The sequence below is a fragment of the Marinactinospora endophytica genome (assembly GCF_054780875.1).
This window is the reverse complement of sequence record NZ_BAAGVM010000009.1, coordinates 62,089-77,445: the sequence shown is the minus strand read 5'-3', so window position 1 is coordinate 77,445 and position 15,357 is coordinate 62,089. Positions and strand designations below refer to the sequence as shown.

Below are 15,357 nucleotides of genomic sequence, written 5' to 3'. Positions count from 1 at the left end.
ACCGCCTCGATCGGTGCCGGGCAAAACGGGATCACTCCGGCGACAGCACCGCACCGAGCTCTTCGGAGGTCTGCGAACCGCTCAGGAAGACCAGGTCGTCCCCCGCCTCCAGCACCGTCTCGGGGCGGGGAGCGCGCACGTGCCCGTTGCGGACCACCGCCACCAGCACGGCGTTCTCGGGGAGGTTCCCCTCCAGTTCCCGTACCGGCCGGCCCGCGTGCGGCGCGCCATCGGGCAGGGTGAACTCCACCAGGTCGGTGTCGGGCAGGGTCATGAGCGAGACCGCCTCGCCGGCGACGTTCACGCCGGTGGCGTCCTCGACGAGCGCGGCCATCATCCGAGGCGGCGAGACGGCGACGTCCACGCCCCACGACGAGGTGAAGAGCCATTCGTTGGCCGGGTCGTTGATCCGCGCGACCACCCGGCCGACCCCGAACTCGCTCTTGGCCAGCAGCGAGACCACGAGGTTGACCTTGTCGTCGCCGGTGGCGGCGACCACCACGTCGAACTCCTCCAGGCGCGCGTCCTCAAGGGAACTCAGCTCGCAGGCGTCGGCGAGGAGCCATTCCGCCCGGTCGAGCGCGTCGACCCTGATCGCCCGCGTCTGCCTGTCGATGAGCAGCACCTCGTGGCCGTTGTCGAGCAGTTCGGCGGCGATGGAGCGTCCCACCCCGCCGGCTCCGGCGATCGCGATCCGCATCAGCGCCCTCCGTCCGTCGTCACGTCCGTCCCGCCGCGCAGCCGTTCCCGAACCCGGTCCAGGTCCTCGGCGCGAGCGAGCAGGTGCACGACGTCACCGGCCCGCAGCGTCGAGTCCGCGCGGGGCAGCTGGACCTCGTCACCGCGTCCCAGGTAGGCGACCCGCGCCGACAGGGCCGTCTCGAGTTCCTCGACCCGTCGGTCGGCCCACCCGGAGGGCAGCGGAGCCTCGGTGAGCACCAGCTCACCGGACGGGTCGCGCCACAGCGGTTCGGCCGCGGGACCCGTTCCCTGCGGCAGCAGCCGGCGCAGGATCGTCTCGGCCGTCCAGCGCACGGTGCCCACGGTGGGGATGCCCAGCCGCTGGTACACCTCGGCACGCCGCGGGTCATAGATCCGGGCGACGACCTCGCCGACCCCGAACGTCTCGCGCGCCACGCGCGCCGCGATGATGTTGGAGTTGTCGCCGCTGCTGACGGCGGCGAACGCCGAAGCGCGCTCGATGCCGGCCTGGATCAGGACGGCACGGTCATGGCCGAGCCCGGTGACGGCCGCCTTGGCCGTGCTCGAACGCAGCCGCCGAAACGCGGCCGGGTCGCGGTCGATCACGGCGACGGTGTGCCCCAGGTCCTCCACGGTGTGGGCGAGGGTCGACCCCACCCGTCCGCACCCCAATATGACGATGTGCACTGGTCACCCGCTCCCGAACCGTCCGACCCGCGTTGCGGGGCCGCGCCCGTTGGGATCGGCGCCGCCCCCGTCCGGGAGGATACGGTGATTCCGCCGCAGGCGCAGGTCGGGGAGGGAAAGGAACGGTCCCGGCCGGCCCCGTGGCCTGCGCCCCGGCGCGCGGGCGGGTCTGCGTTGTCTGGGTCTCGACTAGAGTTACCGCAGATGGGCGGTGGCTGACGGAGGGTCACCCGAGCGTTGCCCAGCAGTCCCGTCCACCGGAGGTCACCATCATGAGCCGTGTCGGAACCCGTCTTGAATTGCGCGTCGACGGAGTCGCGCACGGCGGGTGGTGCGTCGGCCGCCACGACGAACAGGTCGTCTTCGTCCGCCACGCCCTCCCCGGTGAGCGCGTCCGTGTCCTGGTCACCGAGGAGACCAAGCGCTTCTTGCGCGCCGACGCGGTCGAGGTCCTGGAGGCCTCGCCCGACCGCGTTACCCCGCCGTGCCGGTTCGCGGGTCCGGGCAAGTGCGGTGGCTGCGACTGGCAGCACGCCTCCCTGGAGGCGCAGCGGGCCATCAAGGGGCGTGTCGTCGCCGAGCAGCTGCGCCGTATCGCCGGGATCGAACGCGATGTCGTCGTCGAGGAGCTGCCGGGCACCCCCGACGGGTTGGGCTGGCGGACCCGGGTCCGTTTCGCGGTCGCCGCCGACGGCACGGCCGGACTGCGCCGGCACCGCTCCCACGAGCTGCAGGTCATCGACCAGTGCCCGATCGCCCACCCCGAGGTGAACCGGCTCGGTGTCACCGAGCTGAAGTGGGACGGGGTCTCCGAGGTCGAGGCGGTCGCCTCGGGGTCCACCGCCGACAGCGCGGTCATCGTGACCCCGCGCGGGGCGCGCCTGCCGCAGCTGCCCCAGCCCAAGGCCTCCTCGGCGCTGCTGCGCCGTTTCAAGGGGGGACGCACCCAGCCGATCAAGGGGCGCCGGGGGATCCGTGAGAACGTGGCCGGCCGCGAGTGGCGGGTCAGCGCGGGCGGTTTCTGGCAGGTCCACCCGGCCGCCGCCGAGGTGCTCACCGAGGCGGTGCTGGCCGCGCTGGAGCCCAAGTCGGGCGAGACCGCACTGGACCTGTACTGCGGGGCCGGGCTGTTCGCCGGGGCGCTCGCCGACGCGGTCGGCCCCGAGGGCCGTGTCCTCGGTGTCGAGGGACAGCCCGACGCGGTGCGCGACGCCCAGCACAACCTGCGCCACCAGCCCCAGGCCAGGGTGGACCGTGGCGACGTCGCCTCGCGGTTGCGCGAGTGGGCCGATCTGCGGGCCGACATCGCGGTGCTGGACCCGCCGCGGGCGGGCGCGGGCAGCGCGGTCGTGGAGTCGCTGGCGGCCCTGCGGCTGCGCCGTGTCGCCTATGTCTCCTGTGATCCGGCGACCCTGGCCCGTGACATCGCCACGTTCGCCGAGCGCGGCTACCGTCTGGAGAACCTGCGCGCCTTCGACGCCTTCCCGATGACCCACCACGTGGAGTGTCTGGCGGTGCTGGTCAGGAGTTAGGACCCGCGGCCCTCGGGCGCCGGATGCGTCGCCGGCCCCCCAAGGGATCACCCTGGTCGGTCCAGCGCGCCGTGCGCGTCCCAGGTGGGGGAGTACCGCGCCATGGTGCAGGTCTCGTGGTCGGGCAGTACAGCGCTCCGACCTGCGCGGGCCGTGACGCGCAGGCGTACCGGCCGTCGCGAGCCGTCCACGTCGGGGTCGGGCCGGCTTGGTCCCGGCGCAGGTCCGTGGTTCGGTTTCTGCTGCCCGTTCCGCGCGTCGGCGATGACGCGGCGTGGTGTGCCTGGTGGTGCCGGGCAGGGCGTCTTCGTCTCCCGAGTCGTCCGCGCGGCGCGGGGCACCGCGCGTCCAGGCGGGGCGGACCGCGGCCCGGGGGCCTACCTCCGTCGGAGGGGAACGGCGGGGAGGCCGGGGCGCCCCACCGGCTCGGGACCCTATCGATGCCGCCGGCACGGCGACGACCGGTGTGGACCTCGTCCGTATCGGCGCTCTCCAGGGGCGCGGCCGCGCCCGGAAGGGACGCGGCTGCTCGCCGGTGTCGGGCGTGGGCGCCGCCGTCGGGATCGGCGCCCACGCCCCGGTGTGGTGGGTCAGCTGACGTTGATGTCGATGCAGGAGTAGAAGGCGTTGGCGGTGTCGGCGATGTTCCAGACGGCGAGGAGCTTCTGCTTGCCGCTGTAGCCGTTGAGGTTGATGGTGTGGTTGACGGTGGAGCCGGGGCGGGCGCCGCCGTCGTTGAACACGGCGACGCGGGTGGAGCCGATGTAGTACTCCCACGTGCTGGTGGCGTGGCTGACGGTCAGGTGCCAGGTGAGGTTGAGGGAACGGCCGACCGGGGTGACCCGCCAGCCCTTGTTGTCGTCGTCGAGCTCGGCGAAGCGGCTGTTGCCGCCGCTGCAGCTGCGCAGCCCCTTGGGGCCCTCGACGCTCTGGGGCTCCCACTGGATCTGGCCGCAGGAGACGATCCGGGCGGCGCACTGGGCCTGCCGGCTGGCGGGGGAGGAGACGTAGCCGTGGGCGTGGGCGGTGCTGGCGGGCAGCAGGGCGAAGACGAACGGGGCGATCGCGGCGGCGGAGAGCAGTTTGCGCTTCAACGACATCGCGGATCCTTTCTCGGGAATCGCGCCCTCCGGTTCCCGGCGACGCGGGAACCGGAGGGCGTGGTGCGCGGGAAAACGGGGCGGGGACGGGCACGGGTTCCGAGGGGGAACGTTCCGCGGAAAGTCGCTCGGGTATCGGCCCTTCGGTCGATACGACCGCGGTGGCGGAGCCGGGTGGCGCGCACACCCGCTCGGCCCTGTTGATCGCGGGAACGGGTCGGGAACGGTTCCGTGGTGTGGACGGCGTCGTCCGTGAATCGCCGGTGCCACAGGGCGGGGCCAGCGGAATCCATGTCCGTTAATCTGGTCTAGACCGTAATTCGGTGTTCTCCCGTGGTCAAGAGGGGATTCCCCGCAAAGGCGTGCCGAAGGCGGCGAGAAAAAGATCGTCGCCTTTCCTGGGATGGTTTGCGGAGCGCGGCGAATGCCCTTTCGGGGAATTGGTACGGTCGCTGAGCTGGACCCCGCCGGAAAAGGCGGTGGGCTTCTCGGGTGTTCGGTCGAATCGCGATCGGTGAAAAGCGTTGTGCAATGCACAAACCGTAAGAACATTCTGACCTGCGGGTCAGCCGCGCCCCGTCCGTCCCCTGGCCCGCTCCCGCCGGTGCCGAAGTGGCCGCTGGCCGCTTCCGGTACCCGCGGTGACGTCGGCCGCGCGGGACGGCGGCGCCCATAGGGAAGGGGCGAGGGCGGTCCGATCTCCCGGCGCGCCGCCCCGGTCCGATGGCCAGGCGCGCGCCGTGGGAGGAGGCCGACGTCCGGGCCGCGCGGTCCGCTGCCGGCAGGCCGGAACCGGGCGAAGACCCGGCGCCCTCACGCGGGAAGCGGGATCCGCGTCCGGCGCCGGCGCGCTCGGCGAGGGGAGGAGGGGCCAAGGGCGTCAAAAATCGGTCTCCGGTGGAACACGCCCCGGGACGGCGATTTCCGTCCGCCGCGCTCTCGGTAGGACAATGCGGGCATGCGTTTGAGGATCTTCACCGAACCGCAGCAGGGCGCCACCTACGACACCCTGCTGACGGTCGCCAAGGCTGCCGAGGACCTTGACTACGAGGCCTTTTTCCGTTCGGACCACTATTTGAAGATGGGAAGCGTCGACGGGCTGCCCGGCCCCACCGACGCCTGGATCACCCTCGCGGGGCTGGCCCGTGAGACGTCCCGGATCCGTCTGGGCACGCTCATGACCGCGGCGACCTTCCGTCACCCGGGGCCGCTGGCGATCAGTGTCGCCCAGGTGGACCAGATGAGCGGTGGGCGCGTGGAGTTCGGCTTCGGGGCCGGATGGTACGAGGAGGAGCACGCCGCTTACGGCATCCCCTTCCCCGCGTCGGCGCGTGAGCGGTTCGACCGCTACGAGGAGCAGCTCGACATCATCACCGGCCTGTGGGCCACGCCCGAGGGCGAGACGTTCAGCTACGAGGGCAAGCACTACCGGCTGGGAGAGGGGCCGGCGCTGCCCAAGCCGCAGCAGTCGCCGCGTCCGCCGGTGCTCATCGGGGGGACGGGGCTCAAGCGGACGCCCCGCCTGGCCGCCACGCACGCCGACGAGTACAACGTGCCGTTCAACTCCGTGGACGACACCTCCGCCGCCTTCGAGCGGACCCGCGCCGCGGTGCGCGCGGCCGGGCGCACCGCGCCCATGGTCTACTCGGCGGCCCAGGTCGTGTGCTGTGGGCGCACCGAGGCCGAGGTGGCCCGGCGGGCCGCGGCGATCGGCCGTGACGTCGACGAGCTGCGGCGAAACGGGCTGACCGGCAGCCCCGCCGAGATCGTCGAGAAGATCGGGCGCTTCGCCGAGATCGGTGCCGAGCGGATGTACCTCCAGGTTCTGGACCTCTCCGATCTGGACCACCTGGAGCTCATCGCCTCGCAGGTCGCGCCGCAGCTCGACTGAGCGGGTCCGGGCGGGGCGGCGCCGTCGAGGGAAGGCGGTGCCGCCCCGGCGGGCGGCGGTAACTTGATGTCGAGATACATGTCCGATACCTTGATATCGAGATAAATGAGAGCGAATCACTGAGCACGTGAGGTTGACCGCGATCGCGTGCCGCCGCTGCGATGATGAGGCCGGGCCGCTCGGCCGCGTTGACGGAGGGCCAAGGCCGTCGCCGCAGGTCGAAGGCTCACAGGGGCGCGGCGCGAGCGGATCCGCCTCCCGTGCGGGGCGATCTCGTTAGGGCAGCCTCAGTGATTTCCCGGTGCCGCCCCTAGGGCAGGATGCTGGGAGAAAGTGGCGAGATCAGGAGGCAAACACCGTGTCCGCGAACAGCTTCGGCAGCCGTGACACGCTCCGCGTTGGCGACGAGTCGTATGAGATCTTCCGCCTGGACGCCGTCGAGGGCTCCGAGCGGCTTCCCTACAGCCTGAAGGTGCTGCTGGAGAACCTCCTGCGCACCGAGGACGGCGCGAACGTCACCGCCGAGCACATCCGGGCCCTGGGCAACTGGGACGCCAGCGCCCAGCCGAGCCAGGAGATCCAGTTCACCCCGGCCCGCGTCATCATGCAGGACTTCACCGGCGTGCCCTGCGTCGTGGACCTGGCCACCATGCGCGAGGCCGTCAGCGACCTGGGGGGCGACCCCGCCAAGATCAACCCGCTCGCCCCCGCGGAGCTGGTGATCGACCACTCCGTCATCGTCGACGTCTTCGGCCGTCCCGACGCCTTCGAGCGCAACGTCGAGATCGAGTACGAGCGCAACCGCGAGCGCTACCAGTTCCTGCGCTGGGGCCAGACCGCCTTCGACGAGTTCAAGGTCGTCCCGCCGGGCACCGGCATCGTGCACCAGGCCAACATCGAGCACCTGGCGCGCGTCACCATGGTCCGCAACGGCCAGGCCTACCCCGACACCTGTGTGGGCACCGACTCCCACACCACGATGCAGAACGGCCTGGGCATCCTCGGCTGGGGCGTCGGCGGTATCGAGGCCGAGGCCGCGATGCTGGGCCAGCCGATCTCCATGCTCATCCCGCGCGTCGTCGGCTTCAAGCTGAGCGGCGAGCTCAAGCCCGGCACCACCGCCACCGACCTGGTGCTCACCATCACCGAGATGCTGCGCAAGCACGGCGTCGTCGGCAAGTTCGTCGAGTTCTACGGCGAGGGCGTCGCCGCCGTCCCGCTGGCCAACCGCGCCACCATCGGCAACATGAGCCCGGAGTTCGGCTCCACCGCCGCGATCTTCCCGATCGACGACGAGACCATCCGGTACATGAAGCTCACCGGCCGCGGCAAGGAGCAGACCGACCTGGTCGAGGCCTACGCCAAGGCGCAGGGGCTGTGGCACGACCCCTCGGTCGAGCCGGTCTACTCCGAGTACCTCGAACTCGACCTCGCCGACGTCGTCCCGTCCATCGCCGGCCCCAAGCGCCCGCAGGACCGCATCGCGCTGTCGGAGGCCAAGCCGACCTGGCGTAAGAACGTGCGCGACTACGTGCACGACGACGGCATCGAGAACGGCGTGGACGAGGCGTCGGCCGAGTCCTTCCCGGCCTCGGACTCCCCGGCCTTCTCCGCCGTCTCCGCCGATGGCGGCGCGCCGGCCGACCACACCACCGGCCGCCTGGGCCGGCGGCCGAGCAACCCGGTCAAGGTCACCCTGGCCGACGGCACCGAGACCGAGATCGACCACGGCTCCGTGGTGATCGCCGCGATCACCTCCTGCACCAACACCTCCAACCCCTCGGTCATGCTCGGCGCCGCCCTGCTGGCCAAGAAGGCGGTGGAGAAGGGGCTGTCCCGCAAGCCGTGGGTCAAGACCTCGCTGGCGCCCGGCTCCAAGGTCGTCACCGACTACTACGAGCGCTCCGGTCTCACGCCCTACCTGGACAAGCTGGGCTTCAACCTGGTCGGGTACGGCTGCACCACCTGCATCGGCAACTCCGGTCCGCTGCCGGAGGAGATCTCCAAGGCCATCGCCGACGGCGACCTCGCGGTCACCTCGGTCCTCTCGGGCAACCGCAACTTCGAGGGCCGGATCAACCCCGATGTCAAGATGAACTACCTGGCCTCGCCGCCGCTCGTGGTGGCCTACGCGCTGGCCGGTTCGATGGACATCGACATCACCACCGAGCCGCTGGGCACGGGCTCCGACGGCGAGCCGGTCTACCTCGCCGACATCTGGCCCTCCGCCGAGGAGATCCAGGAGGTCATGGACTCCGCGATCGCCTCGGACATGTACGAGCAGGCCTACTCCGACGTGTTCGCCGGCGACGAGCGGTGGCGTTCGCTGCCCACGCCCACCGGCGACACCTTCGAGTGGGCGGAGGACTCCACCTACGTCCGCAAGCCCCCCTACTTCGAGGGCATGGCCGAGACCCCCGAGCCGGTGACCGACATCGTCGGCGCCCGTGTCCTGGCCAAGCTCGGCGACTCGGTCACCACCGACCACATCTCGCCGGCCGGCGCCATCAAGGCCGACAGCCCGGCCGGACGCTACCTCAAGGAGCACGGCGTCGAGCGCCGTGACTTCAACTCCTACGGTTCGCGCCGTGGCAACCACGAGGTCATGATCCGCGGCACGTTCGCCAACATCCGGCTGCGCAACCAGATCGCTCCGGGGACCGAGGGCGGCTACACCCGCGACTTCACCCAGGAGGGCGGCCCGGTCACCTACATCTACGACGCCGCGCAGAACTACGCGGCTCAGGGCACCCCGCTCGTCGTGCTCGGCGGCAAGGAGTACGGTTCGGGATCCTCGCGTGACTGGGCGGCCAAGGGCACCAGCCTGCTGGGCGTGCGCGCGGTCATCACCGAGTCCTACGAGCGCATCCACCGCTCCAACCTCATCGGCATGGGCGTCCTGCCGTTGCAGTTCCCGGAGGGCCAGTCCGCCGACTCCCTCGGGCTGACCGGCGAGGAGACCTTCTCCATCACCGGTATCACCGAGCTCAACGAGGGCCGCGTCCCCGCGACGGTGAAGGTGTCCACCGACACCGGTGTCGAGTTCGACGCCGTGGTGCGCATCGACACCCCGGGCGAGGCCGACTACTACCGCAACGGCGGCATCCTGCAGTACGTGCTGCGCCAGCTCATCGCGAAGTAGTCCCGCCCAGGAGCGTCTCGCCGGATCCACCCGGTCCGGTGCGGTGACACGAAGGCCCGCCGGCGTCCAGAAGACGCCGGCGGGCCTTCGCCGTCGGGCGGCCGGTCACCCCACGGTGATCAGCTTGCTGAAGTGCTCGCTGTCGCCGCGCTCGCCCCTGCCCTCGCCCACCATCCTGCCCTCGGCCTCGACCCAGGCGTGGGCCATGAACGGCGGCCGGCGCAGCACTCCGACGCACCAGGACACGCGGGTCCCGCGCATCCGGCACAACAGGGTGACGGCCAGCGAGCGGGGCAGGCACGCCTTGGGGCCGGCGCAGCGCAGGCTGACCGCCAGTACCGCGTCGCGGGCGGCCTTGGCCTCGCTGTAGGAGGCGGGGCGTGTTCCGCGCAGCGCCCGTTCCAGCACCACGCGGATGCGCTCGGGGGGAGCCTGGGCGAGGAGGCGTGCCGCGCCGACCGCGCAGCGGGCCAGGAGCCCCTCCACCAGGGAGGGGCGGGTGTCACCCTGTTCGGGGGCCATGTGGAAGGTCATCGCAGCGCCATCCCCCTCCCGACGATCTCGTCGAGGAGGGAGCGCACGTCACGTTCGGCCTCGGCGGGGTCGACCTCGTACTCGGCGGCGAGGAAGCCGGCGACCGCGCCGACCTCTTCGCCGTCCATCAGCCGGCGCAGGATCTCGGCTCCGGTGGAGTTGAGCTGCCAGTACCTGCCGTCCCGCCGGTCCAGCAGCACCAGCCCGTAGTCAGTGTCGGCCATCGAGACCTCCGGGTGCAGCCGCACCAGGGCCCGCGCGTTCTCGGCCGTCCCCCCTGTCATCCGCGCTCCCGGGAACGCAGCCACAGTTCGCAGGCCAGGGTCATCTCCATGCTCCAATCATGGTCGTCGGGAGTGTAGGACCCGGCCGTCAGCTCCAGGAGGGGGGCTGGATCGATCAGTCCCATGCGCGCCAGTCGGGAGTCCTCCCACACCCCGGTTATCTCGTCACGGTTGTGCGCGAACCCCTCGGCCGCGAGTGTCGACCCGTCGGTCTTGGTCCGGCGGCGCAGGAACTCGTCCGGGAGGAGACCGGACATCGCGGCCTTCATCAGGGGTTTGAACTCGAAGGGGGTGATCCGCTCCTCGGTGCGCAGGCTCAGGCAGGCCTCCACCACGCGGTCGTCGAGGAAGGGGGAGTCGGCGCTCGGGCCGTCCGGCAGGCCGATCTGGTGCAGGACGCGCACCTCGCGGCCTGCCGTGCGGACCGCGGCCAGGTCGGCGTGGCGGCCGCGGCTCTTCGCCAGCGGCCGGGCGTGGTCGCGGGCCCGTTCGAAGTGCCCGACGATCGCCTCCCTGGCCTCGCCGGTGAACCAGGGCGGGATCACGGGGAGCATGTCCCAGCCGAACAGGTCGCCGGGGCCGGGCGGACGCCCCGACAGCAGCCGCGCGCGGGCGTCGTCGAACCACTCCCGGTAACCGCGCCGGTCGGCCATGGCGGCGGTCAGCACGCCCATCGGGACCCGGCCCAACAGCCCGTACCCGCGCAGTCGTCGCGCGGCCAGCAGCGGGCGGCTGCGCATCAGATCGTGGTAGAGGACGGGCGGTCCCATCAGGAGCTGGTCGCCGCCCAGGCCGTCCAGGTGCACCCGGGAGCCGTACTCCCGCGCGAGTTCCAGGCGGGCCATGGCCCGTGCCGTGCTCATGAAGGCGGCGGAGGGCTCGTCCATGAGCGCCGGCACGTCGTACAGGCCCGAGTAGAACGAGGGCAGGCTGCGTTCCGGCTGGATGACGTGTTCGATCGTGGGCATCGCCCGCAGGGCGATGCGCGCCCAGTGCAGGTCGTCGTCGCTGTCGAGGTCGCTGGTCATCGTCACGCCGACGACCTTGGCGGGGCCCAGGGAGGCCAGGTAGCACAGCGGCGTCGAGTCGAAACCGCCGGACAGGTCCGTGCTGATGACGAGGCCGTCGCGGGTGCGCACGTCCACCGCCTCGGTGAGCGCCGCGCGCAGGGCGTCGGCCCCGGCGGGAAGGTCCAGGTGCGCCTCCGGGGGGACCCACCAACGGGTCACCCGGTGGCCGTCGCCGTCCGCGGCCAGGTCGAGGTAGTGGTCGGAGGGGACCGCCGTGACCCCGCTCCACACGGAGGAGTCGCCGAGGGGGTGCGCGAGGGTGTTGAGCATCCGCAGGGCCAGCACCGTGGGGTCGGGGGCGGCGCCGGTCGCGGCGGCCAGGACGTCGGAGCGGTCCGAGGCGATGACCGTCGTTTCGGCCGCGGTGGCGTGGAAGACCCGCCGTAGTCCGCTGGCGCTGCCCTGCACCCGGATGCGTCCGCCGAAGGCCGCGACGAGGTGGAGGCTGCCGGGGAGCGAGCGCGCGATCCGGTCCAGGGCGGAGACGTCGCCGAGCCGGGCGAGTTCCTCTTCCAGCCTTCGCGTGGGGACCGGGCAGCGGCCGATGAGCATGAGACGCCGCTCGCCCGCCACCACCGTCCTGACCTGTTCGGCCGGGAGCCGGCCCAGGATCCAGGGACGTCCGGAGGGGTGGTCGGCCAGCCGTTCGGCGTCGGCCGGCAGGCGACCGGTCACGGAGACCGGGAGGGCGACGTCCGGCAGAACGACGAAATACGAACCGATGTGACCGACCACTTTTCCTCCGGATACTGGACCTTGCCGAATGCCGAGCGATCGCTTTAGTTGAAGAGCCGCGGCCAGATGAAGATGATCTCCAACTTGTTGATCGCGTTGTATCCGGTGGCCTTCTTGAAGGCGCCCATTTCCGTCAGCCTGGGCGGCGCGTATTTCCGGCGCTTGCCCTGTTCCTTTTGCATGGGCCGGTCACCTCTATTCCATTGGTGATGGCACGGGTGCCTTTATGGCACCCGACATTCCGGCGTAAGGCTAAGGCGCGTATTAGTCGTAGAGCAACAGTCCAGGTAGGGGACGGGAGGAGGGGGAAATGCGCTGGTGAGGCCAGTGGCGGGAAAACGGGTAAGGGGTGGGCGTCTGCGCCGGGCGAAGAACGGCGGACGGTGGAGCAGAAGGGGGAAATATCGAGAAATCCCTGTTCCCGGGCTGGGACGCCGGTGACGTGAGGGAGTGCTGTGACGCGAGGTGGCCGGATCCGGCCTGGGGAGGGAGACCGCGAAAACCGGGCGGCGGGACGCCCCGCCGCCCGTCTCGCCTACTTCTCCCGTTGCAGGATCACAACAGGGATGGATCGGTCGGTCTTGGTCTGATACTCGTCGTAGGCGGGCCAGGTGGCCGCCATCCGCGGCCACAGCCGCGTCTTCTCCTCCTCGCTCGCGGTGCGAGCGCGCGCCCTGAACCGGTCGCCCTTGACCTGGACCGTGACCTCGGGGTCCGCCAGCAGGTTGCGGTACCACAGGGGGTGCTCGGTGGCGCCCCCGTTGGAGGCGACGACGACGTAGTCGTCCCCGTCGGTCCGGTAGATCAGCGGGGTGCTGCGCGGCTTGCCCGACTTGCGGCCGGTCGTGGTCAGGATCAGGGTGGTGGTGCCCTGCCAGTCGTGTCCCTCTTCACCGTTGGTCTCGATGTAGCGCTTGACGTGCTCGGCGCCGTACAACATCGTGTCCTCCTCTGCGCGCGGGACGCCTCCCGCATCAGGTGCCCCCAGCCTCTGCCCCGGGCGGGGGCGGGCGCAACACCCCGCGCGGGATCATGGGCGCTCACGGTGCCGGATCGGGGTTGTCGATGCGCAGGTCGGCGGCCGCGGGGAGGCCGTTTCGGGTGTGGAAACGGAACTCGCGCTCCGCCCAGGCCCTCCGGTGCGGCGCGTAGGCGACGGCGTCGTCGCGCAGGTCGAGCCGGGCCGCGCGCACCGGAGCGGGGGCCTCGATCCAGGCCAGGAGGGACAGGTGCGGGCGCAGCTCCCGCGCGCCGCTGCCGCACCCCTCGACGACGAGGGTGTCGCGCACGGGTGTGTGGTGCCATTCCCGGAACTCGCCGGCCGACCAGTCGTAACGCCGCCACCGGGGCTCCGCGCCGCGCAGCAGCGGTGCGATCACCCACGCGCGCGCCAGGGCGACACCGGCGTCGAGCCCGTCCCAGCCGGGGTACAGGTCGTCCATGTGGATCACCGGCCAGCCCAGCCGGTCGGCCAGCAGCGCGGCGACGTGGCTCTTGCCGGAGCCGGAGCGGCCTTCGAGCGCGAGGACGCGGCGCCCTCCGGCCCGGGGCGGGGCCGCGCCCACCAGGCGGGCCAGGTGGGTCGCGAGCGCGGGGTCGGCGGGCAGGGTGAGCACGGACGGTAGCCTAATCGCCATTGCGATTCGAACACGAGTTCGAATATAGTCGTCTTTCCGGTACTCGGGGGAGACCGGGTCGGTGAGCCGGGGTGCCCGCCGTGGGGCGCCGGGGTTCGCCACGACGTCGAGGGATCGGGGGAACCGTGAACGGCGGGAGCCAGGCCGGGGAATCCGGCGGTATGACCACCAACTACAACACGGTCATCAACAACGAGGGGCCGGGCGGTCAGTTCGTCATCGGGGCGCAGGGCCAGGTGCGCCAGGCGGCCGGGCACGCGCTCTCCTCGGCCGAGGCGCTGGCGTTGGTCCAGCACATGTGGGACGCGCTGGAGGACCTTCGCCTGGACCAGGTCGACCAGGCCGACTACGTCAGCGCGGTGAGCCACATCGAGGAGGAGGTCGCCCGCCCCCAGCCCAAGCGCGGCCGGTTGCGCCGTGGGCTGGAGACCGTGACCGAGTTCCTGCGCGGCCACCCGATCGAGTCGGCGCAGCTCGCGCTGTCGGCCGCCGCCACGCTGGGCCGCTTCTACGGTGTGATCGTCACCGCCTGACCCCGTTCGCGGCCCCACGCGGCCCGAATGCCGTGTGGGGCCGGCCAGCGCCACGTGAGTTCAAGGCTTGTAAGCTCCCTTTCAGCAGCGAACACACGGATCGGCACGCTCAGGAGGCCCGTTGGCGACGGACGCGGAGGTCACCCCCGGTTCCCAGGCCGCGTTGCGACAGGCCAACCGGCAGCGGGTCGTCGAGGCGCTGCGCGCCGCGGGCACGATGACCCAGGCCGAGATCGCGCGGGCCACCGGCCTGTCGGCGGCGAGCGTCTCCAACATCGTGCGCGACCTGCGGAGCCTGGGGACGGTCTCGGTGCGCGAGACCTCCTCGAACGGCCGCCGCGCCCGCGCGGTCACCCTGGTGAGACCGCCGGGCGTGGTCGTGGGCATCGACTTCGCGTTCTCCCGGATCACGGTCGCGTTGGGGGACAGTCAGGGGCGCACGCTGCTGGAGGAGACGATCGTCTACGACGTCGCCTCCGACGCCGGCCGGGGTGTGCGCCGCGCGGTGTGGCTCGTCGAGACCCTGCTCACCCAGGCGCGGATCGACCACTCCACGGTCATCGGGGTCGCGGCGGCCGTGCCGGGGCCGGTCGACGCCGTCAGCGGAGAGATCGGGACCATCACCTGCATGCCGCGCTGGGCCGGCGCGCGCCCGGGGGAGGAACTGGCCGAGCGGCTCGGGCTCCCGGTGGCCGTCGAGAACGACGCGAACCTGGCCGTTCTCGCCGAGGCCGCCGAAGGGGTGGCGCGCGGGCGCGAGCACGTCATCCATGTCAGCCTGTCCCAGGGGGTGGGGGCCGGACTCCTCGTTTCGGGCCGCCTTTTCCGCGGGGCGGGGGGGACGGCCGGCGAGATCGGGCATATCGGCCTCGACGAGCGGGGGCAGGTGTGCCGGTGCGGCAACCGGGGATGCCTGGAGACCCTCGTGGGGGAGCCCTACCTGTTGGCGATGCTGCCGCAACTGGGGCACGTGGAGGACCTGGCGACGCTGGGCGACGTTGTGGCCGCGGCGCGCGACGCCGATCCGGGATGCCGTCGCATCGTCGCCGAGGCCGGTGCGGCGCTGGGCCGTGGCGTGGCGATCGTCGTGAACATGTTCAACCCGCAGATGGTCGTCGTCGGCGGGGAGCTGGCCGACGCCGAGGAGCTGTTCCTGGAGCCGATGCGCCGGGCCATGGAGCTGGGGACGCTGGGCAGCGCACTTCGCGACGTGCGCGTCGTCCGGGGGGAGCTGGGCGCTCGGGCGGCGTTGCGGGGCGCGCTGCGACTCGCCCTGTCCACAATGGGTGAATCCATAAGGTAAAAATTCGGCCCCCTAACAGAACTTCACAACCTGGGGGTGACCGCTCTGACCTGCGTGTTCACTGTGTTTAAAGATTGAACACTACCGTCGTGACGTTTCAGTTATGTGTTCAAGGCTTGACGACAACGTTGCGAGGGGTTTGACTTCACCGCACCGGACCGCCGAGTGATCCCGACCACGTGGCAGCGGGTGCCCCCGCATCCCCCT

General features: G+C 71.4%; 14 protein-coding genes. 5 read left to right on the top strand and 9 right to left on the bottom strand.

The window, feature by feature from the left end; all coding sequences use genetic code 11:
• Positions 1 to 31 precede the first annotated feature (31 nt).
• Both ACYVHU_RS17510 and ACYVHU_RS17505 read right to left on the bottom strand, forming a co-directional pair.
• Positions 32 to 700 carry a potassium channel family protein gene (locus ACYVHU_RS17510; RefSeq protein WP_078762513.1) on the bottom strand — a complete coding sequence of 223 codons (669 nt, stop codon included), beginning with the start codon at positions 698 to 700 and terminating at the stop codon, positions 32 to 34.
• A complete protein-coding gene (locus ACYVHU_RS17505; protein WP_078762514.1) occupies positions 700 to 1,389 on the bottom strand; it encodes a potassium channel family protein in 690 nt (229 codons plus the stop codon). The genes ACYVHU_RS17510 and ACYVHU_RS17505 overlap by 1 nt, the downstream gene beginning before the upstream one ends.
• A 272-nt stretch (positions 1,390 to 1,661) precedes the next feature.
• Here ACYVHU_RS17505 and ACYVHU_RS17500 point away from each other — a divergent pair, with 272 nt between their 5' ends.
• A complete protein-coding gene (locus tag ACYVHU_RS17500; protein ID WP_078762515.1) occupies positions 1,662 to 2,921 on the top strand; it encodes a class I SAM-dependent RNA methyltransferase in 1,260 nt (419 codons plus the stop codon).
• Positions 2,922 to 3,511: 590 nt separating this feature from the next.
• On the opposite strand, the gene ACYVHU_RS17495 is transcribed toward ACYVHU_RS17500, so the two are convergent.
• Complete coding sequence (locus ACYVHU_RS17495; protein WP_498949027.1) at positions 3,512 to 4,021, bottom strand: lytic polysaccharide monooxygenase auxiliary activity family 9 protein; 510 nt, start codon at positions 4,019 to 4,021, stop codon at positions 3,512 to 3,514.
• A gap of 958 nt (positions 4,022 to 4,979) precedes the next feature.
• Between ACYVHU_RS17495 and ACYVHU_RS17490 the strand changes: the two genes are divergently transcribed.
• Both ACYVHU_RS17490 and ACYVHU_RS17485 read left to right on the top strand, forming a co-directional pair.
• A complete protein-coding gene (locus tag ACYVHU_RS17490) occupies positions 4,980 to 5,912 on the top strand; it encodes an LLM class F420-dependent oxidoreductase (RefSeq protein ID WP_078762517.1) in 933 nt (310 codons plus the stop codon).
• 358 nt (positions 5,913 to 6,270) lie between these two features.
• Positions 6,271 to 9,054 (top strand): aconitate hydratase, encoded by a 2,784-nt coding sequence (locus ACYVHU_RS17485; RefSeq protein ID WP_078762518.1) that lies wholly within the window; start codon positions 6,271 to 6,273, stop codon positions 9,052 to 9,054.
• A 105-nt stretch (positions 9,055 to 9,159) separates the two neighbouring features.
• On the opposite strand, the gene ACYVHU_RS17480 is transcribed toward ACYVHU_RS17485, so the two are convergent.
• The 6 genes from ACYVHU_RS17480 to ACYVHU_RS17455 form a co-directional block, all read right to left on the bottom strand.
• Complete coding sequence (locus tag ACYVHU_RS17480) at positions 9,160 to 9,588, bottom strand: lasso peptide biosynthesis B2 protein (RefSeq protein ID WP_078762519.1); 429 nt, start codon at positions 9,586 to 9,588, stop codon at positions 9,160 to 9,162.
• Positions 9,585 to 9,872 (bottom strand): lasso peptide biosynthesis PqqD family chaperone, encoded by a 288-nt coding sequence (locus tag ACYVHU_RS17475; protein WP_078762520.1) that lies wholly within the window; start codon positions 9,870 to 9,872, stop codon positions 9,585 to 9,587. The genes ACYVHU_RS17480 and ACYVHU_RS17475 overlap by 4 nt, the downstream gene beginning before the upstream one ends.
• Positions 9,869 to 11,677: an asparagine synthase-related protein gene (locus ACYVHU_RS17470; RefSeq protein WP_432939806.1), complete on the bottom strand. Its 1,809-nt coding sequence runs from the start codon at positions 11,675 to 11,677 to the stop codon at positions 9,869 to 9,871. Before ACYVHU_RS17470 ends, ACYVHU_RS17475 begins: the two co-directional genes overlap by 4 nt.
• A 44-nt stretch (positions 11,678 to 11,721) precedes the next feature.
• Positions 11,722 to 11,859 carry a hypothetical protein gene (locus tag ACYVHU_RS17465; RefSeq protein ID WP_159457276.1) on the bottom strand — a complete coding sequence of 46 codons (138 nt, stop codon included), beginning with the start codon at positions 11,857 to 11,859 and terminating at the stop codon, positions 11,722 to 11,724.
• A 353-nt stretch (positions 11,860 to 12,212) separates the two neighbouring features.
• Positions 12,213 to 12,617: a nitroreductase family deazaflavin-dependent oxidoreductase gene (locus ACYVHU_RS17460; RefSeq protein ID WP_078762522.1), complete on the bottom strand. Its 405-nt coding sequence runs from the start codon at positions 12,615 to 12,617 to the stop codon at positions 12,213 to 12,215.
• Between the two features lie 100 nt (positions 12,618 to 12,717).
• Entirely contained in the window at positions 12,718 to 13,293 is a 576-nt protein-coding gene (locus tag ACYVHU_RS17455; protein ID WP_144390163.1) for a nucleoside/nucleotide kinase family protein, read from the bottom strand.
• Between the two features lie 182 nt (positions 13,294 to 13,475).
• On the opposite strand from ACYVHU_RS17455, the gene ACYVHU_RS17450 reads away from it, so the two are divergent.
• Positions 13,476 to 13,847: a hypothetical protein gene (locus tag ACYVHU_RS17450; protein ID WP_078762524.1), complete on the top strand. Its 372-nt coding sequence runs from the start codon at positions 13,476 to 13,478 to the stop codon at positions 13,845 to 13,847.
• Between the two features lie 121 nt (positions 13,848 to 13,968).
• The gene (locus tag ACYVHU_RS17445; RefSeq protein WP_078762525.1) at positions 13,969 to 15,150 is read left to right on the top strand and encodes an ROK family transcriptional regulator; all 1,182 of its coding nucleotides are present in this window, start codon (positions 13,969 to 13,971) and stop codon (positions 15,148 to 15,150) included.
• Positions 15,151 to 15,357: the final 207 nt, after the last annotated feature.

Bases quoted from the DNA above. Each gene is read 5' to 3' on its own strand.
- ACYVHU_RS17510 (WP_078762513.1), bottom strand. From the start codon at position 700: ATGCGGATCGCGATCGCCGGAGCCGGCGGGGTGGGACGCTCCATCGCC.
- ACYVHU_RS17500 (WP_078762515.1), top strand. From the start codon at position 1,662: ATGAGCCGTGTCGGAACCCGTCTTGAATTGCGCGTCGACGGAGTCGCG.
- ACYVHU_RS17495 (WP_498949027.1), bottom strand. From the start codon at position 4,021: ATGTCGTTGAAGCGCAAACTGCTCTCCGCCGCCGCGATCGCCCCGTTC.
- ACYVHU_RS17490 (WP_078762517.1), top strand. From the start codon at position 4,980: ATGCGTTTGAGGATCTTCACCGAACCGCAGCAGGGCGCCACCTACGAC.
- ACYVHU_RS17480 (WP_078762519.1), bottom strand. From the start codon at position 9,588: ATGACCTTCCACATGGCCCCCGAACAGGGTGACACCCGCCCCTCCCTG.
- ACYVHU_RS17475 (WP_078762520.1), bottom strand. From the start codon at position 9,872: ATGACAGGGGGGACGGCCGAGAACGCGCGGGCCCTGGTGCGGCTGCAC.
- ACYVHU_RS17465 (WP_159457276.1), bottom strand. From the start codon at position 11,859: ATGCAAAAGGAACAGGGCAAGCGCCGGAAATACGCGCCGCCCAGGCTG.
- ACYVHU_RS17460 (WP_078762522.1), bottom strand. From the start codon at position 12,617: ATGTTGTACGGCGCCGAGCACGTCAAGCGCTACATCGAGACCAACGGT.
- ACYVHU_RS17450 (WP_078762524.1), top strand. From the start codon at position 13,476: ATGACCACCAACTACAACACGGTCATCAACAACGAGGGGCCGGGCGGT.